The sequence below is a fragment of the Aliidiomarina soli genome (assembly GCF_003986975.1).
In the GTDB taxonomy this organism is placed as follows: Bacteria; Pseudomonadota; Gammaproteobacteria; order Enterobacterales; family Alteromonadaceae; genus Aliidiomarina; species Aliidiomarina soli.
The window spans coordinates 25,274-50,215 of record NZ_PIPO01000006.1 but is presented as its reverse complement, the minus strand read 5'-3'; the positions used below and the strand labels follow the sequence as shown (position 1 = coordinate 50,215).

Annotated in this window: 24 protein-coding genes; 4 read left to right on the top strand and 20 right to left on the bottom strand. The window is 50.7% G+C overall.

The genetic code is table 11. The annotated features are described in order from the left end of the window. Positions 1–597 precede the first annotated feature (597 nt). The 17 genes from CWE14_RS12655 to CWE14_RS12575 all read right to left on the bottom strand — a co-directional run bounded on the left by CWE14_RS12655 (position 598) and on the right by CWE14_RS12575 (position 18,431). A complete protein-coding gene (locus CWE14_RS12655) occupies positions 598–1,422 on the bottom strand; it encodes a flagellin N-terminal helical domain-containing protein (protein ID WP_126799712.1) in 825 nt (274 codons plus the stop codon). A gap of 377 nt (positions 1,423–1,799) precedes the next feature. Then, positions 1,800–2,627 carry a flagellin N-terminal helical domain-containing protein gene (locus CWE14_RS12650; protein WP_126799711.1) on the bottom strand — a complete coding sequence of 276 codons (828 nt, stop codon included), beginning with the start codon at positions 2,625–2,627 and terminating at the stop codon, positions 1,800–1,802. Positions 2,628–2,887: 260 nt separating this feature from the next. Beyond that, positions 2,888–3,712: a flagellin N-terminal helical domain-containing protein gene (locus CWE14_RS12645; RefSeq protein WP_126799710.1), complete on the bottom strand. Its 825-nt coding sequence runs from the start codon at positions 3,710–3,712 to the stop codon at positions 2,888–2,890. Positions 3,713–3,932: 220 nt separating this feature from the next. Beyond that, entirely contained in the window at positions 3,933–4,757 is an 825-nt protein-coding gene (locus CWE14_RS12640) for a flagellin N-terminal helical domain-containing protein (RefSeq protein ID WP_126799709.1), read from the bottom strand. 235 nt (positions 4,758–4,992) lie between these two features. After that, positions 4,993–6,213, bottom strand: a complete 1,221-nt coding sequence (flgL, locus tag CWE14_RS12635) for a flagellar hook-associated protein FlgL (protein ID WP_126799708.1) — start codon at positions 6,211–6,213, stop codon at positions 4,993–4,995. Positions 6,214–6,229: 16 nt separating this feature from the next. After that, entirely contained in the window at positions 6,230–8,317 is a 2,088-nt protein-coding gene (gene flgK, locus CWE14_RS12630) for a flagellar hook-associated protein FlgK (protein ID WP_126799707.1), read from the bottom strand. A 48-nt stretch (positions 8,318–8,365) separates the two neighbouring features. Beyond that, positions 8,366–9,373 (bottom strand): flagellar assembly peptidoglycan hydrolase FlgJ, encoded by a 1,008-nt coding sequence (gene flgJ / locus CWE14_RS12625; protein ID WP_241972406.1) that lies wholly within the window; start codon positions 9,371–9,373, stop codon positions 8,366–8,368. A gap of 93 nt (positions 9,374–9,466) precedes the next feature. Beyond that, positions 9,467–10,588 (bottom strand): flagellar basal body P-ring protein FlgI, encoded by a 1,122-nt coding sequence (locus CWE14_RS12620; protein ID WP_126799706.1) that lies wholly within the window; start codon positions 10,586–10,588, stop codon positions 9,467–9,469. A gap of 357 nt (positions 10,589–10,945) precedes the next feature. Further along, the gene (flgH, locus tag CWE14_RS12615; RefSeq protein ID WP_126799896.1) at positions 10,946–11,629 is read right to left on the bottom strand and encodes a flagellar basal body L-ring protein FlgH; all 684 of its coding nucleotides are present in this window, start codon (positions 11,627–11,629) and stop codon (positions 10,946–10,948) included. 22 nt (positions 11,630–11,651) lie between these two features. Continuing rightward, positions 11,652–12,440 carry a flagellar basal-body rod protein FlgG gene (flgG, locus tag CWE14_RS12610; protein ID WP_126799895.1) on the bottom strand — a complete coding sequence of 263 codons (789 nt, stop codon included), beginning with the start codon at positions 12,438–12,440 and terminating at the stop codon, positions 11,652–11,654. 25 nt (positions 12,441–12,465) lie between these two features. Further along, a complete protein-coding gene (gene flgF / locus CWE14_RS12605; RefSeq protein WP_126799705.1) occupies positions 12,466–13,212 on the bottom strand; it encodes a flagellar basal-body rod protein FlgF in 747 nt (248 codons plus the stop codon). Between the two features lie 178 nt (positions 13,213–13,390). Continuing rightward, on the bottom strand, positions 13,391–14,722 hold the full coding sequence (flgE, locus tag CWE14_RS12600) for a flagellar hook protein FlgE (protein ID WP_126799704.1): 1,332 nt from the start codon (positions 14,720–14,722) through the stop codon (positions 13,391–13,393). 35 nt (positions 14,723–14,757) lie between these two features. After that, positions 14,758–15,456, bottom strand: coding sequence for a flagellar hook assembly protein FlgD (locus CWE14_RS12595; protein ID WP_126799703.1), 699 nt, complete (start codon positions 15,454–15,456; stop codon positions 14,758–14,760). A 15-nt stretch (positions 15,457–15,471) separates the two neighbouring features. Further along, positions 15,472–15,921, bottom strand: a complete 450-nt coding sequence (gene flgC / locus CWE14_RS12590; protein ID WP_126789154.1) for a flagellar basal body rod protein FlgC — start codon at positions 15,919–15,921, stop codon at positions 15,472–15,474. 1 nt (position 15,922) lies between these two features. Then, positions 15,923–16,321, bottom strand: a complete 399-nt coding sequence (gene flgB / locus CWE14_RS12585) for a flagellar basal body rod protein FlgB (RefSeq protein ID WP_126789153.1) — start codon at positions 16,319–16,321, stop codon at positions 15,923–15,925. A gap of 225 nt (positions 16,322–16,546) precedes the next feature. Beyond that, a complete protein-coding gene (locus CWE14_RS12580) occupies positions 16,547–17,380 on the bottom strand; it encodes a CheR family methyltransferase (protein WP_126799894.1) in 834 nt (277 codons plus the stop codon). 94 nt (positions 17,381–17,474) lie between these two features. After that, entirely contained in the window at positions 17,475–18,431 is a 957-nt protein-coding gene (locus CWE14_RS12575; RefSeq protein WP_126799702.1) for a chemotaxis protein CheV, read from the bottom strand. Between the two features lie 209 nt (positions 18,432–18,640). On the opposite strand from CWE14_RS12575, the gene flgA reads away from it, so the two are divergent. From flgA to CWE14_RS12560, 3 genes are all read left to right on the top strand, one after another. Continuing rightward, on the top strand, positions 18,641–19,345 hold the full coding sequence (gene flgA / locus CWE14_RS12570; RefSeq protein WP_126799701.1) for a flagellar basal body P-ring formation chaperone FlgA: 705 nt from the start codon (positions 18,641–18,643) through the stop codon (positions 19,343–19,345). Positions 19,346–19,418: 73 nt separating this feature from the next. After that, complete coding sequence (gene flgM / locus CWE14_RS12565) at positions 19,419–19,727, top strand: flagellar biosynthesis anti-sigma factor FlgM (RefSeq protein ID WP_126789150.1); 309 nt, start codon at positions 19,419–19,421, stop codon at positions 19,725–19,727. An 11-nt stretch (positions 19,728–19,738) separates the two neighbouring features. Then, a complete protein-coding gene (locus CWE14_RS12560; RefSeq protein ID WP_126789149.1) occupies positions 19,739–20,164 on the top strand; it encodes a flagella synthesis protein FlgN in 426 nt (141 codons plus the stop codon). A 490-nt stretch (positions 20,165–20,654) separates the two neighbouring features. Here CWE14_RS12560 and CWE14_RS12555 read toward each other — a convergent pair whose 3' ends face one another. Beyond that, the gene (locus CWE14_RS12555) at positions 20,655–21,110 is read right to left on the bottom strand and encodes an LPP20 family lipoprotein (protein WP_126789148.1); all 456 of its coding nucleotides are present in this window, start codon (positions 21,108–21,110) and stop codon (positions 20,655–20,657) included. 95 nt (positions 21,111–21,205) lie between these two features. Here CWE14_RS12555 and CWE14_RS12550 point away from each other — a divergent pair, with 95 nt between their 5' ends. Further along, positions 21,206–22,375 (top strand): flagella assembly protein FlgT, encoded by a 1,170-nt coding sequence (locus CWE14_RS12550; protein WP_126799700.1) that lies wholly within the window; start codon positions 21,206–21,208, stop codon positions 22,373–22,375. Positions 22,376–22,387: 12 nt separating this feature from the next. Here CWE14_RS12550 and CWE14_RS12545 read toward each other — a convergent pair whose 3' ends face one another. After that, the gene (locus tag CWE14_RS12545; protein ID WP_126799699.1) at positions 22,388–23,071 is read right to left on the bottom strand and encodes a 3'-5' exonuclease; all 684 of its coding nucleotides are present in this window, start codon (positions 23,069–23,071) and stop codon (positions 22,388–22,390) included. A gap of 15 nt (positions 23,072–23,086) precedes the next feature. Continuing rightward, positions 23,087–24,931, bottom strand: a complete 1,845-nt coding sequence (locus CWE14_RS12540) for a DUF294 nucleotidyltransferase-like domain-containing protein (protein WP_126799698.1) — start codon at positions 24,929–24,931, stop codon at positions 23,087–23,089. Positions 24,932–24,942: the final 11 nt, after the last annotated feature.

The following is a 24,942-nucleotide window of genomic DNA, read 5'->3' as shown; positions in this document are numbered from 1 at the left end:
AACTAAATGAAGCTTGAGTGATTTTTGTGCTTTCTACATTAATTTATTCTAAACTATGCAAATTGACGCGCATGGCTCTGCCGTAAAGCGGCAAAGTTCGCCGCTCTGGCGAGAAATGGCCGCCCTCAGGCGAATTCATTCCTTTGGGCGATTCCAGAGCCAGTGCTTTGCCGAAATAATCAGGGGTCTTTTAGTCGTTAAAGCGTTCACTAACAGGGTCAGGCTGGTGAATAGACCGGCTGAGCGGCCATTTTTTTAGCTATCTGCATTATTTATCAGGATTTTAAAAAAGTTGGCACAAGCTCTGCATTATCCTAATCGTGAAACGGTTTAACGACTGTCTGCCGGCTGAGTTGGATGCCCCCCTACAACCTCCTTTTCCAACTCGGCCGGTTCTTTCACAATGACTGTCTGTCGGCTGAACTGGATGCCCCCCTACAACCTCCTTTTCCAGTTCAGTCGACTCTTTTTTTGCCCTGCGTTCACCAATTTCTCTTAATTGGCTTCCAGCTCAGTCAAATTATTCAGCCGCAGAAATAACAAAAGCCAGGCATATGCCTGGCTTCTGCGTTACTGGCTGTAAGTAGGGGTATGGAATTACAGCAGTGACAATGCCGCTTGAGGACGAGCGTTCGCTTGACCCAAGATAGCAGTACTTGCTTGCTGAGTGATCTGGAACTTAGTTAAGTTCGCAGTTTCTGCAGCAAAGTCAGTGTCCATGATGCGTGAACGAGCACCAGAAACGTTTTCAGAGATGTTGCTTAAGTTAGAAATAGTAGACTGGAAACGGTTCTGAGTGGCACCCAGTTCAGAACGTGCTGTACCTACAGTTTCGATAGCGCCATCAATGGCAGTTAAGAAAGCTTCTGAGTCGAAGCCAGCTGCTACGGTGATAGTTGCAGCGTCAACACCCAGAGTAAGCGCGTCCATGTTACCAATCGCGATACCTACTTTCTCGTCAGCTAAACCTTGTGAACCAACCAGGAAGTCAGCGTCAAAGTTACCGTCTAACAGGTTCTGACCAGAAAACTGAGTAGTACCAGCGATACGATCGATTTCGTCAACCAGCTCACCAATTTCTTGGTTGATAGCCGCCAGATCTTCGTCGTTGTTGATACCGTTGTCTGCCTGAACAACCAGTTCACGCATACGTTGCAACATGTTTGAAGATTCCTGCATGGCGCCTTCAGCGGTTTGTGCAACAGAGATACCGTCGTTCGCGTTACGAACAGCCATGTTCAGGCCATTGATTTGCGAGGTCATACGGTTAGTGATTTGCAGACCTGCCGCGTCATCAGCAGCGCTGTTGATACGGAAGCCAGATGAAAGACGCTCGAAAGCGGTATCCAGGCCGCTGCCTGAAGTCATAAGTTGACGTTGTGCGTTCAAAGACGACACGTTCGTATTCACGTATAGTGACATACTATTCTCCTTTACAGGTTTTCACCTGTTGCCTAGTTATTGTGTTATGCCACCCAACCACAAGTGACAAAACCTTCCCCTACATCAAGGGTTTCGGCCTTGGAGAAAGAACCTTTAGGATTATTTTACGTTTTTTTTGAAAAAAACGTATTTTCCTTTAAAGCCCCATAGCGCACGGGGCTTACAGAGGCATAAAAAAAGGTGAAATAAAGCCAGGTATAACGAAAAAATGGAAATCCGGATAAGAAAAAACCAGGCAAAAGCCTGGTTTTTGATGAGGTCTGCCAGCCAAACAGGGTGCCCCAAATTCCCCTTTCCCTGAGTGGCTGGCTCTTTCCCCCGCGCAGCTGGCAAAGCCAGGAGCGCTGGAAGTTGGATTAGCCCAGTAGCGAGAGTGCCGCTTGAGGACGCTGGTTCGCCTGTCCAAGAATACTGGTGCTGGCTTGCTGCGTAATCTGGAACTTAGTCAGCTGAGCAGTTTCCGCTGCAAAGTCAGTATCCATAATACGTGAGCGAGCGGCTGATACGTTTTCAGAGATATTGCTCAGGTTAGAAATCGTTGACTGGAAACGGTTTTGGCTAGCACCCAGTTCTGAACGCAATTCACCCACGTTTTCAATACCGGCATCAATTTGGCCTAATACCGTTTCAGCGTCGAATCCTGCAGCAACACCTACCGCGCCACCAAACAACTCTGCTGAGCCCATGCGGTCAGGAATATCGATAGTAACCTTTTCTTCCGCTAAGCCCTGGCTACCAACCAGGAAATCTACTGCGGTAAAAGAACCATCAAGAATGTTGCGGCCAGAGAACTGTGTGGTATCCGCGATACGGTCGATTTCATCCTGCAACTCAACCAATTCCTGGTTAATAGCAGCGAGATCTTCATCATTGTTAATCCCGTTATCTGCCTGGATAACCAGCTCTCGCATCCGTTGCATCATATTAGTGCTTTCCTGCAACGCACCTTCAGCAGTTTGTGCTACTGAGATACCGTCATTGGCGTTACGCACAGCCATGTTCAGGCCGTTGATTTGCGACGTCATGCGGTTGGTGATTTGCAGACCGGCAGCATCGTCAGCAGCGCTGTTGATACGGTAGCCAGATGAAAGACGCTCAAATGCAGTGTCAAGACCGTTACCTGAAGTCATTAACTGACGTTGAGCATTCAAAGATGATACGTTGGTATTTACATATAAAGACATGGGGCGTCTCCTTTATAGTCGACTTTCTTTAGCCGCTTGTTTCATTGTTAGTTAAAGCGTCAATGCCTTGTCTGCAGTGCGCCTTGGTTACTTAAGTTATCGGAGGGATGATTTTTTTCTTTAGCAGAAATTGCTATTTTTATTGCTTTCGCCTGATAACGCCGTCCAGATACAAGAAAACCAGGCTTTCGCCTGGTTTTGCAGAGTAACAACAGCTGGCCCAGCGCCCCTCCGGGCCAACCGTTGTTGAAGGCGGGCACTTAACCCAGCAGTGACAACGCGGCCTGAGGACGTTGGTTTGCCTGACCCAAAATGCTGGTACTGGCCTGCTGAGTGATCTGGAACTTGGTCAGCTGTGCAGTTTCTGCAGCATAGTCCGTATCCATGATCCGTGAACGAGCTGCTGATACGTTTTCAGAGATGTTGCTCAGGTTAGAAATGGTTGACTGAAAACGGTTCTGTGAAGCACCCAGTTCTGAACGCGTGGTACCCACTGTTTCAATCGCTGCATCAATTGCACCCAGATCCGTTTCAGAATCGTTCACGGTTACATCCACTGTACCTGAGGTAAGTTCTGCTGCACCCATTCGCGCTGCGATATCAATAGTGACTTTTTCGTCAGCCAGCCCCTGGCTACCGACCAGAAAGTCAACGTCGGTAAAGGTTCCATCAAGAATATTGCGGCCTGAGAACTGAGTGGTATCAGCGATACGGTCAATCTCATCGTTGAGCTCGCCAATTTCCTGCTGAATTGCTGTCAGATCTTCCGCGTTATTAACTCCGTTATCAGCCTGCACCACCAGCTCTCGCATACGCTGCAGCATGTTGGTGGTTTCTTGCAATGCACCTTCAGCAGTTTGTGCTACTGAGATACCGTCATTGGCGTTACGTACCGCCATGTTCAGACCATTGATCTGAGAAGTCATCCGGTTGGTGATCTGCAGACCGGCGGCATCGTCAGCTGCGCTGTTAATGCGAGAGCCAGAAGACAGACGCTCAAACGCGGTGTCCAGGCCATTGCCTGATGTCATTAACTGACGCTGAGCGTTCAGTGACGAAACATTGGTATTTACATATAAAGACATAATCAAACTCCTGCTTGCTGTCGCTTTTTTAAATGGCGCATCGCACCATGCTTACCCCTGCTAACGGCGACTTGGCAGCAGACTTTAACCCGGCTTTGCTATTTTTATTTAGAAAATCGCTATACCTACTGACATGCAAGGGCTATAGCGTTTTAAGTTTTTTTTGTAACGGACACAAAAAAGCCGGGCAAGCCCGGCTTTTTTAAGCGTTCGGAGTGAATTAACCCAGCAGTGACAACGCTGCCTGAGGACGCTGGTTCGCTTGTCCCAGGATGCTGGTACTGGCTTGCTGAGTGATCTGGAACTTAGTCAGCTGTGCAGTTTCTGCTGCGAAGTCAGTATCCATAATCCGTGAGCGAGCTGCTGATACGTTCTCAGAGATGTTGCTCAGGTTAGAAATGGTTGACTGGAAACGGTTTTGGCTAGCACCCAATTCAGAGCGAAGTGTGCCAACGCTTTCAATCGCAGCGTCAATAGACGCTAAATCTACGTCTGAGTCGTTTAACGCAACATCGACCGTCGCTGATGTTAATTCAGCCGCTCCCATACGAGCCGGGATATCGATAGTTACTTTCTCTTCAGCCAGACCTTGTGAACCAACCAGGAAATCAACCCCGGCAAAGGTACCGTCCAGAATGTTACGACCTGAAAACTGTGTGGTATCCGCGATACGGTCGATTTCGTCATTCAACTCACCGATTTCCTGCTGGATTGCAGCCAGGTCTTCCGCGTTGTTGATACCGTTATCAGCCTGAACCACCAGCTCACGCATACGTTGTAGCATGTTGGTAGTTTCCTGCAATGCACCTTCAGCAGTTTGTGCTACAGAGATACCGTCATTGGCGTTACGCACAGCCATGTTCAGGCCGTTGATTTGCGATGTCATGCGGTTGGTGATTTGCAGACCGGCAGCATCGTCAGCAGCGCTGTTGATACGGTAGCCAGATGAAAGACGCTCAAATGCAGTGTCAAGACCGTTACCTGAAGTCATTAACTGACGCTGAGCATTCAACGATGATACGTTAGTGTTTACATATAGTGACATGGTATTTCTCCTCGCCGAACCTCGGCAATCTAGTTAATAAACGCAAGTCGACTTGCTTGACTTATGTAACGGTCACCTTTGGCAAAACTTTAACTATTTATTCATCTATTTATTCGTCAGCGGCTAAATTCTCTTCATTTTGCGGCCATAAAAAAAGCCTGATAACGGCCAAGTGCCGGTATCAGGCTTTTCGTTTGCATGAGCTGCGTTAATGGCAGCTCACTGAGTCAGTCAATTAACGTAGATAGTCAAATAAGCTTAGGCGGGTAATTCGGGTAAAGGTCGCCTGAGCTGCCTGCAGCGCTGTATCCTGCTTGGTCAGTTCAGTCATCGCTTCAGCGTAATCCACATCCTGGATTTTGGCCCGAGTATCTTTATTTGCAATTGAAAAATCAGTGTTCGTTAAAACCGCGGTCTCGGCACTGTTCATCCGGCTACCGGTTCTGGCCCGAGCTATACCCAGCGAGGTTTCGACTGAATCAAGGTTAGCAATCGAGAACTCAATCCCCTGCCCCAGTTCGTCTTGTAGCGCATTAGGGTCATTCAACAGATTGATCATGTCATTGAGCATGGTGGCGGCGCTCTGTTTTGGCTGACTTAACCGAAATTCAATCTCATCACCAGCCGCCGGAGTGCCCTGCACCCGCATTTCCATGCCATTAAACACAACCGGATCGCCTGGTGTATAGGCCCCTGCATCCAGCACGTTATTCGCTGCATCCAGAACTTCGTAGTTACCAGCGTTAAACTCAACCCGATAGACGTTATTGGCCGCATTGTCTTTGTCGTAGTTGGCCTGGTGGAACGTATCCCAGGCCCCCCGATCAGCAATAAAGGTATTACCACCAGTAATAGCACCGGTATAATTACCAACCCTGGCCATCAATTCCATTGGCGACTGCTGAAATACTTCTGCCCCCGATGATGTCGACTGCAATTGCTGATTCGCCGTGACCTGAACCTTGCGGTTGCTTGAATCACCATTGTACTCATAAGTACCAGTGACCGGATCTAAGGTAAAAGGACGCACTTCAGACTGACTGCCGGAGAACAGGTAGTCACCGTTTTCATTCTGTGCGTTCATCATATCCAGCACATTGTCGCGCAGAACCTCAAGTTCCAGCGCTACCGACTTGCGATCCTGCTGGCTCAATGCACCATTACCTGCCTGTACAAACAGTTCTTTAGCCCGGTGCAGTGAGTCGGTCACATTCGACATTACCGACTCCTGACGCTGCAAATCATTTAGCAACAATTCAGCATTTTTCCGAAACTGATCGTTCTGTGCAATGCGCTCGGTCAGCGACAGTGCCTGCGCTTTTCCGGCGGGGTCATCGGCAGGCGTCAGAATTTTAGTTTCACGCGCCATTTGATCCTGCACTTTCAATAGTTTCGATGTGCGTTCAGTGACCGAGTTCAAGCCACGGTCGTACATCATGCTTGTCGATATACGCATATCTTAGCTCCTTCCGTTAACGCGTTGAGCTTAGCAAGGTGTCGAATATCGTTTGTGACACCGTAATAATGCGAGCTGCTGCGTTGTACGATTGTTCGTATTTGAGCAAATTCGATGCTTCTTCATCCAGGTTGACCCCAGATACCGATTCAAAGAAACTGGTCGACTGCTCAAGCAAAGACTTGGCGGCTTCATCGGAGGTACGCGCCTGGGAGACTTTATTACCCACGTCGGAGACCATCCGGCCATAGCCTTCATTAAAGCTCATCATGTTCTTTTCACCCTCTACGATGGGGTTACGGCGCAAGGTTTTTTCCCGCTGTAGCTCACTCATCGCGAGGCTGTTGCTGTTATCTGCAAAGCCGTTGCTATTGTATTCAATATCAAAGCTGTCACCCGCATCCGGATTGCCGCTCAGACTAACATCATAGTCTGGAGTAAAATCATACAATGTCGGAGTCGTAGTCATATCCGGGAAGGCACCTACGCCGTTCCATTCCACTGCATTATCCAGAATGTTGTCCATGTTGGTTCCCTCAAAGTAACCAACCGTATTGCCGTCATTGTCAACAATACTCAACTGATGGGTATTGCCGACACGACCTTCATAGCGGATCTGCACCGGTGCATCGTTCAGCAATTCGTTATTGGTGCCGTCGAAAAAGTTATCAACAGAGTCCATACCTTCGAAGCTGATCTCACCACCGCCAGAGTTCTCGGGATTTTCTCCAACCCGAACCGGAGCAGCCAGTGCAATATCTTCCGGGCGTGTGATACCCACACCGATATTCAACGCGGCATTCTGCGTGAAATTCACTTCAAAGCGATCGCCTGGATCAAAGGTGCCGTCGGCGAAATTAAATTCCATGCCAATGCCCAGATCACCTTCCCAGTCGCCCGCCGCACCTATAGTGCCAACCGGATAATCCGTTTCGTCACCAATCATACGACCATTGGTATCGAGTGCGACTACCTGAAACTCAGTGCCGGACGGCTGGATACGTACTTCGTAGCGGTGAGCAGTCAGCTCAGCAGCTTTGCCTGCCTCAAGGCGAACATCAATCCGCTGATTGGTGCCGGTATTAGTATCAGTATGCGGCAACGCGGTCGTTTCGGTGTTGCTCAAATCAAAGAACACCCCGCCCAGCTCATTGTCCAGGTCCATGCCTAAACGATTCTGCTCGTTTAGCGCATCGGCAAAGCCCATTGCCATCTGGCCTAGTTTAAATTGAGTCGGCTCCAGCACCTCATCACGGTATGCCACCATGCCACCGATGGTGCCACCCATACGGGTCACATCCACCGGAACATCGACCAGCTTGCCGTCACTTCGGGTTTGCGTGGTCAGTTCCGGACGTAATGGATTCGGATCCCCCTTTAGGGCAATCAGATTAAAGGTACCATCTTCCATGACCAGACTTTGACCAGTGGCCAGGGTGATATTCTGGCGGCCATTCGAAAAGTCGGTGACGCGAATGTCAGCATATTCAGACAACTCACGCAGCTTCTCATCACGGTCATTAAGCAATGTATTGAGCGCGCCCTGCTTTTCTTTCTTGGTACTGGTATAACTTGAGATTTCCTTGTTCAGCTCGGAAATACTCTCAATCAGATTATTTGCACGGTCAACTTCCAGGTCCAGGCGATCATTAAACTGATCGTACTGGTTCTGCAGAAATTCTCCCATCTCGCGCATCCGGGCGGCGACCCCTTCGCCTTCAGTCAATAGCAATTCACGGTAGGTGAGCGACCCAGGGTCATTATTGGTGTCCTGCATCAGGTCGAAGAACTTCTCAATCGCCGTGGCTACAGATCCTTCATCCCGGCCAAGCACCGTATCGATACGGGTCGCCTGATCCAGATAGGTATCGGTAAAGGCAGCACGCGAGGTGTCAACCCGCACCTGGCGCTGGGTAAATTGATCAACCATGCGCTCGACTTCTAAGCGGTCAAGGCCGTAGCCAATGCCTGACTCATTGTAAACAGGACGTTCACGGATATAACCGGCCGTGTTTACATTAGCAATGTTGTTACCGGTAATCTGCAGCGAGCGCTGATGCGCCAGCGTTGCATTCCTACCCAGGTTCAATAAGTCAAAAGACATTCACTCTCTCCTTTCAAGAGTTTTTATACCGAGCGCTTTCTATATCGGCTAGAAACCAAATTTCTCGCGTACATTTTGCATCACATCACTTTGCATGATGGTTTGCAGCTTGCGTGCGTAAGACGGATCGGTTGCATAACCCGCCTGTTGCAGCTCTTCTACAAACTGACCAGCGTCCTTCCCTACTTCCAACGCACGCTGATAACGCGGGTTGGTTTGCAGGAAGTCCACATAGTCATGAAAGCTGTCCGCAACACTTTGGTAAGAACGGAAGAATGCGCTTTCTCGTTGTGGCTGACCGTTGTAATACTCGGTGGTCATGGTTTGCGCCCGATCACCATCCCAACGGTTGTCCGCTTTAATATTAAATAAGTTATTACTGCTACCGTTGTCATCGGCCACCACATGACGGCCCCAGCCAGTTTCCAGTGCGGCCTGAGCCAGCACAGATTCAGGTGCAATACCCGCTTCTTCACTGACTTGCTTAGCATAAGGCGCCAGCGTTTCGAGAAACTCAATTGGGTTGCCAGGGCGCCAGTCGGCGCGATCGGCGAGAACCATGTTGTCACTGCGGCGATTGTTTGCCGCTGCCAGCTCGTCCTGAGTGCCGCGGGCATCCTGGTAAGGTACTGCTTGATCACTCTGGCTGTGCGCTGTTTGATGTGCACTACCGTTAACACGCTGCGCTGGAAGCAAATCGGACGGAGTATGATCCGCTGTTCCAGTAGGGCTCAGCTGCTGCACCATCAGTTCAGCCAGCCCTAATGTACCTTGCTTAGAAAGCTCACTGGTTAACTGGTTATCATGCATGTCCTGAAAGAACTCGACGTCGCGGCTACTAAACGGGTTTTCGCCGTCTTCAAATACTTTGTTAGCCGCACGCATCCCTTTCATCAGCATGTTCATGAACAGTGCTTCAAACTGCTCAGCCGCCGCCCGCAACGCACTCTCGTCGTTGTTCAGGCCGCGCTGACGCAAATCATCTAACTGCTGCAAATCGTAAACCGAATTGCTGCGAGCTTGCTCTAAATGATTACTACTGAAGCTGTCCATCATAACCCTGCTCTCTGCCGAAGATTCAATGATCGAGCGCGGGGCTTGATCATTGAATTACCAATTATGTTGTGATTAATGCAAATTTAAGGCCAATTAGATGACGACCAGCTCTCCGTCGATGGCGCCAGCCTGTTTCAGTGCTTCCAGCACGGCGATAACATCGCTTGGCGCAGCACCGATCTGGTTGATGGCACTAATTAAATCATTCAGCGAAACACCCGGGTCAAACAGGAACATACGCGCGTCTTCCTGCTGGATCTCGATGGTCGTATTCGGAGTCACTACAGTCTCGCCCTGCGCAAACGCGCCTGGCTGAGTCACATTCAGGTTCTCCATAATATTGACCTGCATATTACCGTGAGCCACAGCGGCGCGATGCAGGCGCACATTGTTACCGACTACAATGGTGCCGGTTCTGCTGTTAACCACAATACGGGCCGGGGCTTCACCCTGAGTAATCTGAATATTTTCCAGCGTCGACAGGTAACTGACTCGCTGGCTAATGTCCTGCGGTGCTATGACACGTACCGATGCAGCATCCACTGGTGTCGCGCTGCCAGGACCTACCAAATCGTTGATTGCCTCAGCCATGCGCTTCGCCGTTGTGAAATCAGCACGATTCAGGTTAAAGGTAATAAATTCGCTTTGCGCAAAGCCGGTGTCGATCTCACGCTCGACCATAGCACCATTAGGAATACGGCCAACCGTCGGGGTATTAATCACCACACTGGAGCCATCAAGGCCTTCAGCACCAAGACCACCTACCACCATATTGCCCTGCGCGACCGCGTATACTTCACCGTCAGCGCCTTTTAGAAAAGTCTGCAGTAGAGTACCGCCGACCAGACTATCGGCATCTCCCACCGACGACACTGTCACATCGATTTGTTGACCTGGCTTGGCGAAGGCTGGAATTTCCGCATGCACGGCAACAGCGGCAACGTTATTGATCTGCGGACGCTGCCCCTCCGGCAAGTTAATGCCGAAATTGCCCAGCATGGTGCGAAACGTCTGGTCAGTAAACGGCGTTCGTTCACCGGTACCCGGCAAACCGACTACCAGGCCATAGCCCATCAGCTGGTTCGAACGCACACCCGCCACCTGCGACACATCTTTAATACGCTGTGCCTGCGCTACCTGCGACAACGTACTGGTCGCCAGCAACAAAGCCGACAGCCCCACTACATGCCAAAATTTCGCTTTTAAATACCACATAATCTAATCCCCTAACCCCAACGGATCGTTCATTCTCCAACCATTCATACACATTCCGTGCCAAGGTGGTAGGGCAGGCTCAGTTAAGATTGCCTGTGCGGGATAAGGCGGTATGTGCTGCTGGGCGTAGTAGCCCGCGCGGTAGGGTTGGGGATTCTGCTTTTGAGGGCGTTGAGCGCATGGATGCGCGAACCGAGCCTACAGGGATGTACTTGCGGCGTCCCTCAAAACAGAACCCCAATCCGGCCGGAAAGCGGGCTACTACGCCCAAGCCCTCGCCCAAGCCCCTTGCCTTTGACTATCCGCCAGGTACAAAAAAGCCCGCAAAGCGGGCTCTTAGCAACAGGCTGGTAGCTTTTAAAAAGGCCAGATGGGGCCGTTGAAGAAGCGGGTTAACCAGCCTTCACGCTGAGCGCTGGCAAGGCTGCCAGTGCCCGAGTATTCAATGCGTGCATTGGCAACGCGATTGGACTCAATGGTGTTATTTGAGCGCACATCCTGGGGCCGGATAATCCCGGTCAGGCGGACGTATTCCTCGCCGTTATTCAGGGTTAGCCACTTTTCGCCACGTACAATCAGATTGCCGTTCGGTAGTACGCGGATAACCGCCACGGTAATTTCACCTTGCAACTGGTTACTCTGATCCGCGGATGAGTCACCGCTAAATTCGGAGCCACCATTAATACCAGCAGAGATCGGATTGCCAGATACAGTCACATCGCGGCCAAACAAGGTTGGTGTTGGCAGATCCACGTTGGTATTACGCGATGTACCTGTACTCGCTGATTTCGACGCTGTAGTTTGTTCCTGCAGCCGCACCGTAATGATGTCACCTAAATTGCGCGCTTTAATGTCCGAATACAGCCCGTTGACATTCTGACCGCGGAACAGTGAACCGTTCGCGACCGCCGGGTCAATCTGTTCTTCAGGCATCACCGGCGCATAGTAAGGGTCATCAGGCATAGGCGTCGGTTCGGGAACCGACGTACATGCCGCCAGAGAGAGGGCAATCAGGCCCGTTAGCCGTTTTAAATTACGCAGGAACATAAGCATCACCCTACATTTACATTTGTTGCGTCGCGAAGCCAAGCATCTGGTCAACCGACGAAATTACTTTTGAGTTCATTTCATACACACGCTGGCTTTCAATCAGATTCACCAACTCTTCGGTCACATTGACGTTGGATGTTTCAAGTGAACCTTGCACCAAAGAACCACTACCGTCCAAACCTGGAACATTGACCTGTGGCTGACCACTGGCGGCAGTCTCAACGTAGAGGTTCTCACCGCGTGGCTCGAGACCAGCTGGATTGATAAAGTTGGCCACGTTAATTTGCCCAACCACCTGATTCTGCGCTTCACCGGCAAGTTTCACTGACACTTCGCCGTCCTGGGCAATGGTCACAGATTGTGCATCATCCGGAATATTAATGCCCGGTTGCAATGGATGACCGGCTCCCGGCGTTACCAGGTCACCTTCGTTATTGAGGGTGAACTGACCATTACGGGTGTAGGAAATACTTCCATCCGGCATCAGTATTTCGAAGAAGCCCGGACCATTGATCATGATATCCAGTGAGTTGTCAGTGGTCTGCATGTTGCCTTGCGAGAAGTTCTTCTGCGTCGCGACTACTTTCGAACCCGCACCTAACATTAAACCTGAAGGCAACTCAGTGTCAGCTGTTGACTGGCCACCCGGCTGGTTAATGTTCTGGTACAACAAATCTTCAAAGACGGCCCGGTCTTTCTTAAAGCCGATCGTACTGGCGTTAGCCAGGTTGTTTGATGTAATTGAAATATCGCGTTGTTGCGCGTCTAAACCAGTTTTACTAATCCACAGTGCTGGATGCATCATCCACCTCCGCTAAGGGGAAATATTAATAAATACGTAAGAGTTGTTCTTGCCGCTCGTCGTTTTCTTCAGCAGCCTTCATCATTTTCACGCTGAGTTCGTAGTTACGATGCAGCGCAATCATCTGAGTCATTTCTTCGATGGCATTTACGTTACTGCCTTCCAATGCACCGACTTCAAGCTGGGCATCAAATTCCGGCAACGGCAATTCTTCGCCATTTTTCATTCTGAACAGGCCATCAGTGCCTTTTTCAACATTTCCATTGGGCGGGTTTACCACACTGATACGGTCAATTTCTTCACGTACCTGAGATGGTGCACCCTGAGGCTGCACGGAAATCGTGCCGTCTTTGCCGATGGTAATGTCAGTGATCGGCAATGGAATAAAAATTGGACCTGCGTTGCCCATGACTGGCTGGCCGCTGGATGTTTGCAACATGCCACCCTGGCTAATTTCCAGATTACCGTTGCGGGTCATAGCTTCTTCACCATTCTCATCGAGAATGTGCAGCCAGCCCTGGCCTACTACGGCAACATCCAGGTCACGACCGGTCGTTCTTAGTGCACCTGCGGCAAAGTTTTGCCCGGCACGTTCGGTCAGTGAAAACACCCGGCTCGGATGGCCTTCGCCATACGCTTGCATGGCACGGGCTTGAGCCAAATCGGCTTTAAACGCGGTGGTATTCACGTTAGCCAGGTTATTAGCCCGCACCGCAACCGCGTTCATGTCTTCTTTGGCGCCACTCATGGCAATGTAGAGCATGTTATCCATTGTAAGCCTCAGCTTTGCGAATACTTGTTCAGTCTATGCAGTGATTAATGCACGAGCTGTGCCAACTTTGAGGAATGGACGGAAGTTAATCTGGGGAATTTTGATTTGGAGCTTAGAAAGGTACAGCAGAAACAAAAACGGGCGCCAGAGCGCCCGTTTCTTCAGTCTGTTTCCGTTATTAACGGATCTGCAGAATAGTCTGTTGCAAGGTGCTGTTGACTTCAAGTGAACGCGAGTTCGCCTGGTAGTTACGCTGTGCAACGATCATATCGACCAGCTCTTCAGTCAGGTTTACGTTGGAGTTCTCCAGCGCAGATGACTCGATAGCACCAAAGGTACCAATACCCGCTGTACCGGTGATGGCCTCACCCGAATTATTGGTTTGACGCCACTTGGTACCGCCAACCTGCTCAAGTCCTTGGTCATTATTAAACTGCACCAATGCCACCTGGCCGAGGTACTGAGTTGAACCATTGGAGTACTCAGCAGCGATAAGACCATTCTCGTTAATCTCGACATTGGTCAATCGACCAACGGTGGTCCCGTTCTGTTTCAAAGCCTGTAGCTCAAACGCTGAAGCGAACTGAGTTGGCGTTGCATTACCACCTTCACTACGGAAATTGAAAACGATGTCTAACGGATCCGCACCACTGGTCGGTGTATACGTGAATTCACCCGGTTCGAAATACCCGTCTGCGGTTAAATCAGGTCCTGTAGGACGGCCACTTGCATCAAACTGGATGCGAACACCCGTATTACCACCAGAGGTTGCATCGGCAACCAGTGTTCCGCCTGGTGCATCAAAATCCTGCATCTCGCCATTCACTGTTTTATACACATCCCACTGCGTCTCGCCCGTGGCTGCATCATCACGACGTGCATAGTAAGTGGTAACAGTGTGCGCTTCACCCAGCGAGTCATACACAGTAGCAGACGTCGAATGGCTGTAGGTTGCATCATCCGTCGGATCGAACGGATCCAGAATGGCGTTCTCACGCGAGTCCAGGTTGACTGACTGATACAATTCGTCAGTGGCTTGTGGAGAACCAGCGGTAGTCGGAATTTCGACTGGACCTGTGGTACTCAACGCGGTTGAAGAATTCGCGCCTGTTTCACGATTGACCGGATAGGCTTGCAAATAGTCGCCGGAGTTATCCACGATGTAATTGTCGCGGTCCATTTTGAAGGCACCCGCACGGGTGTAGCTGTAGTCTTGAGACCCTTGCTCTGGCGCGGTCACGAAGAACCCGCCACCTTTAATGGCCATGTCCAACGAGTTTTCAGTAAAGTCCAGGGTACCCTGACTGAACTGTTGAGCCACGCGCTGAATTTGTACACCGTCACCGACTTTAGTTCGGCTATTAGTAAAGATTGATGATGCATACACATCACCGAACTCAGCCCGTGATCCTTTAAAGCCAGTTGTATTTACGTTTGCAACGTTGTTTGAAGTTGTATCCAAATCGCGTTGCGATGCAGATAAACCACTTAGAGCGATAAAGTATGACATAAGTCACCTCATTATTTTTTATGGGCTCAGCCTAATTAGCCGTTACCGTTTGTAATCTGAATGACATCTTTAAAGTCGATGCGTCCGATGGATTCCAGGTTTAGTACGATTCCGCGTTGACCACCTGTACTTACACTTTCAACATTGGCATAGGTCAGCGCCATCAGGTCTTCACTGCTACCACCGACCCGACCATTGGCGGCAATTTTGTAATCGCCGGCCGGCACAACTTCGCCGCTATCGTCTAAACCATCCCAGCTATAACGGTGTTGACCCGCTGGTAAGGTTCCCATATCGATAGTACGAACAACCTGACCGGCTTCATTCTCGATACGCAACGTTGTATTCTGAGTTGTTTGTTCGGTAGCAACCATGCCCTCTATCGGCTTACTGCCATCGAAATGACCCACATCCGACGGGATCAGCACCTGGCGACCAACCAGGCTTGATGCCTGCAGTGCCTGGTTTGAGGTCATGCTTTCCGCAAAATCTTTAAATTGCTCACTTAACCCGGTAATCCCTTCAGCCATAGTGAAACTGGTCATCTGAGCGATCATCTGGTCATTTTCTACTGGCTTACTCGGATCCTGCATACTTAACTGCTGGGTCAGAAGCTTGAAGAAATCCTCCTGACCTAAGCGCGAGTCTTCCGGTTTGGCCGCCTCAGCACTTTCTTCAGGCTGCCAGTACAGGTCTCTGAGCGGCGAGCTATTGTTGTTTACATTGTCAACCATTCTTGGTTACCTCACCTACTGGTTCTGGCCCATGCGCAAGGTACGACTCAACAACTGCTTAGTTGAGTCCGCGATCTGCACATTGGTCTGGTACGAACGAGAGGCCGACATCATGTTTGCCATCTCTTCCATTACATTCACATTCGGCTTGTAAATATAGCCTTCTTCATCTGCCATCGGATGATTCGGCGAGTACTCCACAATCAAAGGTGTCTCGTCTTCCACAATACCCATGACTTTAACTCCAACCGCTGAGTCTTCCTGCATCAGACTTTCCCGGCCAGGCCGACCCTGCATAGCTTGCTGCAGTTGAGTCGCAAAAACCGGATGACGGGCACGATAGGTCTCGCCAGCCGAGCTGCTCACTGAGTTTGCGTTTGCCAGGTTACTGGCTGTGGTATTCAGGCGCAGGTTCTGGGCGCTCATCGCGCTGCCTGCTACATCAAAAACATTATACAAACTCATCTTAACGGCCTCCGGTAATGGCTTTCTTCATGCCTGATATACGGTCATTCAGAAACTGTAAACTTGCCTGGTATTCCATAGAGTTTCTCATATACAAATTCCGTTCCACTTGTACATCTACAGTGTTGCCATCACCTGTATCTGGTTGATCTGGAACGCGATATTGCTCGCGATTATTGGCTTGCAAGTCCAGTTCAAAATGCTTGCTGTGGGTTCGGGACATACTGTAACCGGAACGACTTTGCACCCGCTGCAGCGCATCCTGGAAATTAATATCCTTTGCTTTATAGCCGGGGGTATCAGCATTCGCGATGTTACTCGCCAGCACCGTAGCACGGGCTTCTCGGGCGAGCAGCGCATGCGGGTGGATACCTAAACCTTTATCAATACCAATTGCCATAACAGCCTCGCTTATTCATTACTGCAAATACATAAGCAAGCACTGTGCCAAAGGTGGCGGCAAAGACAAACATCTGCTAAATCCCCCTTTCAACGAGGGCGAGCGCGGGGCTTGAACATTGAATTGAGCAATCAAAGGCAAGCCAATTCAATGTTCAAGCCCCGCGCCAGGGTGTGTTGAAAGACGGTTATAAAAAAAGCGGCAATTGGCTGCCGCTTAGAAAGGTTAGTTTTTACGCTGGTAAATAATACCGGGGTTACAGCGGATCATGCTGTAGTCTTCGCTAAGACCTGAAATCGATTCAGATGCACCCAGAATCAGGTACCCATCCGGGTTCAGAGAGCCACGAAACTGAGCGAGAATTTTCTTTTTCACATCCGGTGAAAAATAAATCAGCACGTTACGGCAAAATATGATGTCGAACTTACCTAACAATGAATAGCTATCCAGCAAATTCAAATGGCGAAACGAGACCATCGAACTGACTTCTTTTTTCACATGCATTTTATTATCGTCGGCAGGCTCGAAGAATCGCTTCTTGCGTTCGTCACTTAACCCACGTGCCAGCGATAAACCGTCGTAGACCGCCTCTTTTGACTGAGCCAGTACTTTGTTCGATATATCCGTCCCCACCACCTGAATGCCATGGCTGAGTGCACCCGGGTTCTTTTGTTTAAACTCCAGCAAACTCATAGCAATAGAATAGGCTTCCTGACCACTGGACGATGCAGCCGACCATATTTTTAGTGGCCGTTTTAAATTTGCAAACTCAGGAAACAGTTTCGTTTTGAGTAATTCAAACGGGTACACATCGCGAAACCACAAGGTTTCGTTCGTGGTCATCGCATCCAGCACCGCACTGCGCAATGCACGTTCACTGATCGCCATCGAACGACGCACCAGCTCTGACAATGAATCGATATTAAACTTGTTCATCAGGGGACCTAGCCGGCTTTTAACCAGGTACATCTTGTTCTCGCCCAGTACAATGCCGCACTGGTGTTCGAGAAACTGTCTGAACTGGTTATAATCCGCTATATCAAGCTCGCGATCATTCACCAATGGCTATCCCTACGTTATTCATATGATTGGTCGTGTCATTTTTCATGCGTTATTTATATCTTTTCTTCCAATTCTGCATGTTGGCTCAGTACTACGTCGACGTTTGTGCTTGTGCTGCTGGTTCATCGGTTTTCAACCATTTCTGCACCGCACCCGCCAGCTCATCCGGATGGAATTTAGCAATAAAGTCATCAGCACCGACTTTTTTCACCATCGCCTGATTAAACACACCGCTGAGCGACGTATGTAAAATGACATGCATTTTTTTCAAATCCGGATTAGCTTTGACTTCCGCCGTTAGCGTGTACCCATCCATCTCCGGCATTTCAATATCCGACACCATCAGTGGCACGTGAGGCGAAATATCGCCACCCACTTCTTTAGCCTTCGCTTTTAACCAGTCCAGCGCTTCGCGGCCGTTTTTTACCACTTCCATCTTCACGCCCAGCGAACTCAACGCGCGTTTAACCTGGTTCCGTGCCACTGTCGAATCATCTGCGACCAAAATAGTCACGTCTTCGAGTGTTTGCGGATTACTCTGCTCACGTACGCTTTCGCTTACATCGGTACTCAATGGGCTGATTTCATCAAGAATCTTTTCTACATCTAAGATCTCAACCAATTCGTTGTCAATCTCAGTCACAGCAGTCAGGTAACTGTAACGCCCTGCCCCTTTCGGTGGTGGCATCACCGCTTCCCAGTTGATATTTACAATGCGTTCAACACCTTCCACCAGGAAACCCTGCACCGTGCGGTTGTACTCGGCAATAATCACAAAACGATTATGGATATCGTCGATTGGCTTGCCACCAGTGGCCATACTAAGGTCAATGACCGACACAGCCTGGCCTCGAATATGAGCTACACCACGAATAAATGCGTTGCGTTTAGGCAATGCCGTAAGCCTCGGGCATTGCAAAACTTCACGAACTTTAAACACGTTGATGCCAAACCGCTGACGCCCGTGCAACTTGAACAACAATAACTCAAGGCGGTTCTGACCGACCAGTTGAGTGCGTTGATTTACCGAGTCTAAAATACCTGCCATGTTGCTCTCCGTGATGTGTTGCTGTGTTTTCTTGTCTAACCCTCTACCAGGCACAGGTATTGCATGCTTTTCCAGCTAATTCCTGTTACGTCGGAAGATTGACGTACACTAGTCTAGTTATACCTTTTTTTGCCCGTGTCGCATAGTGCTGTCCATTACATGCACATGATGTAACACAGGCAACCTGAACAAAACATGAGGCCTTCTGCATGAAAGCAGTCACAATGCTGACGCTATTCCTGACCATAGTCGCTGCACCCCTCAGTGCTCACAGCACCGAGGCCCTTCAGTATGGCCCAGCCGAGCTGGTCACCCTGGCCGAAGACCACGTCAAGTCGTTGATCGCCCGTGAATCCAGTGATGACCGGATTGAAGTCAGCGCTGGCTCACTCGACCCACGTATGGGGCTCCGCACCTGCCAGCAACCCATTGACGTCAACCTGGCCAACAACGCAACTCTCGACCGCCAGACCACCGTATTAATTCAATGCCATGACTATGAAGGTTGGCGGCTGTTTATTCCAGTACGTATTCAGCAAATGCGCGCCATCGTAGTAGCCGCGCGTCCGTTGTCTCCTGGGGATGTTATCGGCCGTAGTGACGTAAAATTTAACCACGTCGACATTCATCAGTTACGCGACTCAGCGCACACCAATATCGACGAGCTACTCGGCGCGCAAATAAAACGCCGTATTGGCACCAACCAGGCAATTCAGGCGCGTCATACCTGCTTTGTTTGCCGCGGCCAGAATGTTACAATCATATCCGGTTCCAATGGGCTGGAAGTTCGCGCGACCGGGGTTGCCCGAAGCGATGGCCTGATGGGTGACCGCATCACCGTACGCAATAGCCGCTCAAACCGGGACGTCCAGGCAGTGGTTTCAGGCAGCAATGAAGTACGTGTCGTTTTTTAAGCAAATTCGACTAAAGTTTATTACTGCAACGCCGATAAGGTTGGCGTAGGTTAGATTTTACTAGGGGCAAATTATGGCTATCAATAACGTAAACTCGAGTGTCAACAACACTCAACTGAACACTAAATTTGAACAACAATCACGTCCGGCAGAAGCTCAGACTACTCAGTCTGCACCTCGTCAGGACGCGGTTTCGCTGACACCGCAAGCGCAACAGCTCGCGCAATTGCAGCGCCGTGCAGAAAACAATTCTGGCGTTGATGAAGCCAAAGTCGAGCGTATTAAACAAGCGCTCGCCAATGGCGACTATTCAATTGACGCTGAGCGTCTCGCTGCCAACATTGCCAGTTTTGAAGCTGACATGTTCGGCAACGGAGAATAAGGCCCTTACCCATGGCTGCCTTGCTTGCTGATTTATTAGAGCAGCAGATTGCGCAATTGACGCAACTGGTGGAACTACAGGCGAGCGAGAAACAACTGCTAGTCCAGCGCGCTGCCCCTGCGCTGGAAACCTTGACCGATCAAAAAGAGGCATTGCTCGACCAGATCCAAACCCTGGATGAGCAAATCGCCGAGCATCCGCAAAAAGAAATCATCTCCACCCATCCGCAGCTGCGCGACAAGCGCAAACAAATCATCCAGCTGATGGAATCCTGCCAGACCAATAACGAAGTCAACGGCCAAATCGTACGCATGACACTCGGTCGCATTCAAAACCTAAAACAAAGCATTCAGGCTGCCTACACCGGCACCACAGTAACCTACACCAACAAAGGCAAAACCTCGACCGGCCCATCCGGCTCCAGCATCAAAGCCTAAACCCCGCGTGGGCGCAGAGTTACCCGCTTCACGTACGGGCAGGGGTTCTGTTTTGGGGGACGCCGCAAGTACATCCATGTAGGCTCGGTTCGCGCATCCATGCGCTCAACGCCCCCAAAAGCAGAATCCCCCACCCGTCCGCGCGGCCAACTCTACGCCCAATCCAACGATCACTTAACGGACGAGTTTAAACGTTAAACATAATTGGCCAGGCGGGTGTCGCTGGCTGCGCGGGTAAACGAAACAAGCAAGCCCGGTAAAGGTTGGCGCGGGGGATGAGGCGATGTGCTTTGCTGGGCGTCTCGCGCATGGATGCGCGAGTCGAGCCCCCAGGGACGGGTTTACGGCGTCCCAGCAAACACATGCCTTGTCCCCCGCAAAGCCAACCTTTGCCGGCTCTCCCCACCCGCCCGGGAAGCAGCCAGCGGGACCCGCCCTGCGCGCCGACGCAAAAAGCCCGCGGCGCGGGCTTTTTGGTGGTGTGTGGTTACTAGTAGTAGAGTATCCGGTCGACTTTGGTGGGGCGTACGGTTGCGATGTAGAGGTTGTGGACCTGTTCGAAGTCGAGGCGCAGTTCGGTGGCGTAGTAGTCGTCGCCGACTGGGTAACTGCGGACTACTTCGGCTCCGCGGATAACGCCACTGATTTGGCTGCGGAACTGGTCGTCGCGAAGCATCATGTCGCTGACTTCGCTGGTTCCGCTAATGCGTACGCCTTGTACTTGCTCAACCAGTTCACGGTACGCTTCAAGGCGTGATGCACGCATTGCCTGCAGCACTCGCTCCTGCTCCGTACCACCATTTTGCTTGGCGATGGGGGCGTAACCAACAGCGGTTAGCTCCGGGAATGACTCCGGGGTTACTGTGGTGTATTCGACATGCCGGTCCATACTGCTGCAGGCAGACAATAAGCCAATACTGGCGGCAATAATGAGGTTACGTAACATGCTCGACTCCTTGATCTAGTGTATTGTTACTAGCGTTTATTCTCTATCGGCACAAAAGCTGCATAGTTGAGTACAAATTTCGTGAGGAAAGACCCATGCAGAAAGTTTTCTTATTCAGTGCCCTGCTCACTTTACTTAGCCTTGCCCTACCGACGCAGGCAGAATGGTACGAGAGTACCGGTAGTGCGCCGATTGTAAACAACGACGTCAAAGCAGCTCGTTCTGAGGCCGTTACCAATGCGCTACGGCAAAGCCTTGATTTCTCAGGCGGTCGGGTCGCCAGTGTCGAGCAGGTCGTGGATGGTGTGCTAACCGGCGACTTTTTTGAATGGAGTGCTGAAGGCTCGATTGAGCAGGCAGAAATTGTCCGCGAGCGGATACGTGATAACCGTATTGAAGTCACCATCCGCGCCAATATCCGTCAGGACGAAGAACATTGCCCGGCAGCAAGTTTCCGCAAAGGGGTGTCGATTGTGCCATTTGAGCTGGCCCGGGCTGAGCAGGCGCGGCATGGCGCATTATGGGAGCTTGAACGTGCGGCTTCACAACGATTCGCAGAAATGCTGGCCCAACACAGCAATACCCTATTCCTGGAACACCGGATTGAGCGCAAAGTCGGTCTGACTGAGATGCGTACCGCCAACAACGACCAGGCGATGGCTGGATTTGCCCGCCGTATCGGCAAAGAAACGGATGCTCAGTATGTGATGGCAGCGGTGTTTGATGATATTAGCACCGAGCAACGCGGAACCAATTACACCTTTTGGACGCCAGCCAACCAGAACCGCAATATGGCGCTGACTTTGTATGTGTTTGAAGCGTCCAGTGGTGACTTAATTACCCGCGCTAACGTCCGCGGGCAGACAGTGTGGGATTTTGATTACAACGAACAAGTTGACCCCTTCGGCCAGCGTTTCTGGAACAGTGCCTATGGCAACCTGATTCAGGAACGGATGCAGGATTTGGTCTATGGTGTCGATGAACGGCTTTCCTGCGAAGAGCCTCAGGGCCAGGTCATCGCGGTGAGCGGTAACCAGGTCACCGTTAACCTGGGTGCTAATCATGGGGTCGACGAAGGACAAAACTTGCATATCTACCATCGCGGCAACTTCATTGATGATCAGGGTATCTACCGTGAGCAGTGGGTGCTCAGCCCGTATCGGTTGACTGTAGCCCAGGTTGAACGCTCCTCCGCGCTGACCCGTGTCGCCGATGACGAAGTCGGCAGTAACATTCAGGTCAATGACCGGGTGGTGGTGCGTTAAGCACCACACTGCTTACCTCGAGTAGCGCAATAGCCCTTTCAGCGAGGTCTTTTGCGCACCTACTATCTTATAGGCTTGAGCAAGAAACAACTCGGCACAGGCCACAGCGTCACTTAAGGCATGATGTTGCCGCACCGGCGGCAATCCATAGCGCTGCCGGCAAGCCGCCAGTGTCAGTTCGCCCTTTTCCAGCCAGTCTTTCTGACGCTGCAGACGGGTCTGTTCAAGTTTTAACGTATCCATCAATGCCAGTGGCTGACATGCCACCCCCTGCTGATTAAAAGCACGCTGCAGAAACTGCCAGTCAAACCCGGCATGGTGCGCCACTAACACCGCCCCATCGAGGCTTTTTGCCAGCCGTTTAAGCACCTTGGCCAGGGCTTCTCCGCCCTGAATGTCCTGTTCAGACAACTGATGAATAACCGCGCTTTGGCTAAGTGGTTGATCGCTTTGAATCACCCCGTAATCCGCCGCATTCAGCGCAATCCGAGGCACGCTTAGCGGCACCCAGCCGATAGCCAGAATCCGATGCTGCTCAGGGTCAAGACCATCAGTTTCCAGATCCAGGGCGACATAGCGGGCTTGTTGCCACCTACCCTGAAGGCTGGCTTGCCGCTCGCGGCCATCGCTGTTAATGATATTCGACTGCATCCCCTGGCCGAGCTGGCCAAGTTTATCGAGCAGGCTAATTAGCATAGGTCAGCCACCATCTTACAGCCCTCTCCCCACTTTGAAACCAACCCCTTGCTGCGCATCTTTGATCACACTAAAAGCAGCCTTCAATTGGCGTCGCTGCAGTGTGCTTAAGGTTTCCGGGTCAATGGAATTAACCGGTTCAGTGGAATCGCCCTGCAATTTTAACTGATGTGACAATCGTAGCTGGGTTAAAAATTGCCAGGCTTCAAGCAGGTTCTGATTATCTTTAGCTGTGAGCAGGTTATGGCTCTGCAAAGCCTGCAACCGCGCTGGAGTCGCTGGCATGGTTAAGCCTTCTATTAATGAGTAAAGGCGCACAATGTCGTTAATAACGGCTACGCCCTGGGTTTTAATATCAATATAGTCGCCGCCCTTTTCACTTTTCGTGCGCAAGCGGTTAAAAAGCCCCAGTGGTACATTTAGCTCACCAATATGACGGCCAATGTTGCCCAGGAAAATATCCCGTTGGGCAATTTTGCCAATGGCGTCGCGGTGTCGTCGATAGAGCTGCTGATTGCCGGCTATCATTCTACTATCGAAGAAAATCATACTGTGCATTATTGCATCGGGCGTCGGTGACTGAACCCACTTTTTAATCTGCTGTTGCCATTCCAGTGAGGTTTTGTTCCATTTTGGATTCATCGCCATGACGTCACCCGGACACAAACGAATCCCGCAGTCCGCCAGACCTGTGCAGACAAACTCCGCGAGTTTATGGAAGTACTCGCGCTGACCCTCTTTGATCCCATCGGCTAACAGCAGACCGTTGTCCTGATCCGAACTCAGAGTTTGATCTTCGCGTGCTTGTGAGCCAAAAGCCATCCACGCATAGGCAACGGGGGCGGCACCGTGTTCATGCTCATACAAGCGAATCAGCTTGCGTGTCATGCCATCCGTCAGTGAGGCCAGTAACCGACCGACCATGCCAATGTCTTTGACCCGGGTGGCGAAGGTACGCAAATAGTGCGGGATGTTCTGTGCTTCCTCGACCAACGCTTCACGGCTTTGCGCTTTAAACAGCGCATTCATTAAAAACACCGGCTCACTGCGTTGCTGCTTCATTAGGTCAGTGGTGGTGATCATACCGACTGGCCGCTCTTCGTCGTCCAACACGGGTAAGTGATGAATATTGGCCTGGTTCATCATTGTCAGTGCATCAAATAAACTCTGCCGGGTATAGACAGCTTCCGGCATCTGGGTCATCACGGCGGTCACCGCAACCCCGTAATCCATGCCCTTGGCGACAACCCGGTTACGGATATCACGGTCGGTGATAATCCCGCGAAGCTGGCCTTCATCCACCACCAGCAAACTCGACACTTTATTCTCACTCATCGAAATCGCTGCTTGCTGAATGCTGGTGTCACTGCCAATACTGATTAAAGGGCGCGAAATGACACTGCCTATATCGCGCTCAGTCCAGTCTGGGGTCGAGTCTTCACCACGATGCTCCACCAGTAATCGGCGCTCCTGCGCCTGCATGAAATAACGTTCAAAGGGTTCAGAGTAACGGCGCAGGTACGCGAAGGTAGCTGCATCCCAGCAAAATAGGATGCCATCAGCCAACACCTCGATTTGGTTAGTAATCGCCCGCCCACTGAGTAGGGCCGGAAAACCAAACACGTCGCCCGTTTCCAACCGCTCGATAAACTTGCCATGCTTATCATTCAGGTCATAGGTACCTGAACGCACCACATATAAGGTCGGGTGCCCTTCGCGCAGTATTTCATCGCGGTTGTGCTGGTTGACATACACCGCTTCAGCATGGTCCAGGGCATAGTCAAACCGGGCGTTATCCAGTGCATCAAAAGGCGGCGTTTGCTTTAGAAAATCCGCCATATCCTGTAAATCAAGAGCCATAAAAATAAACC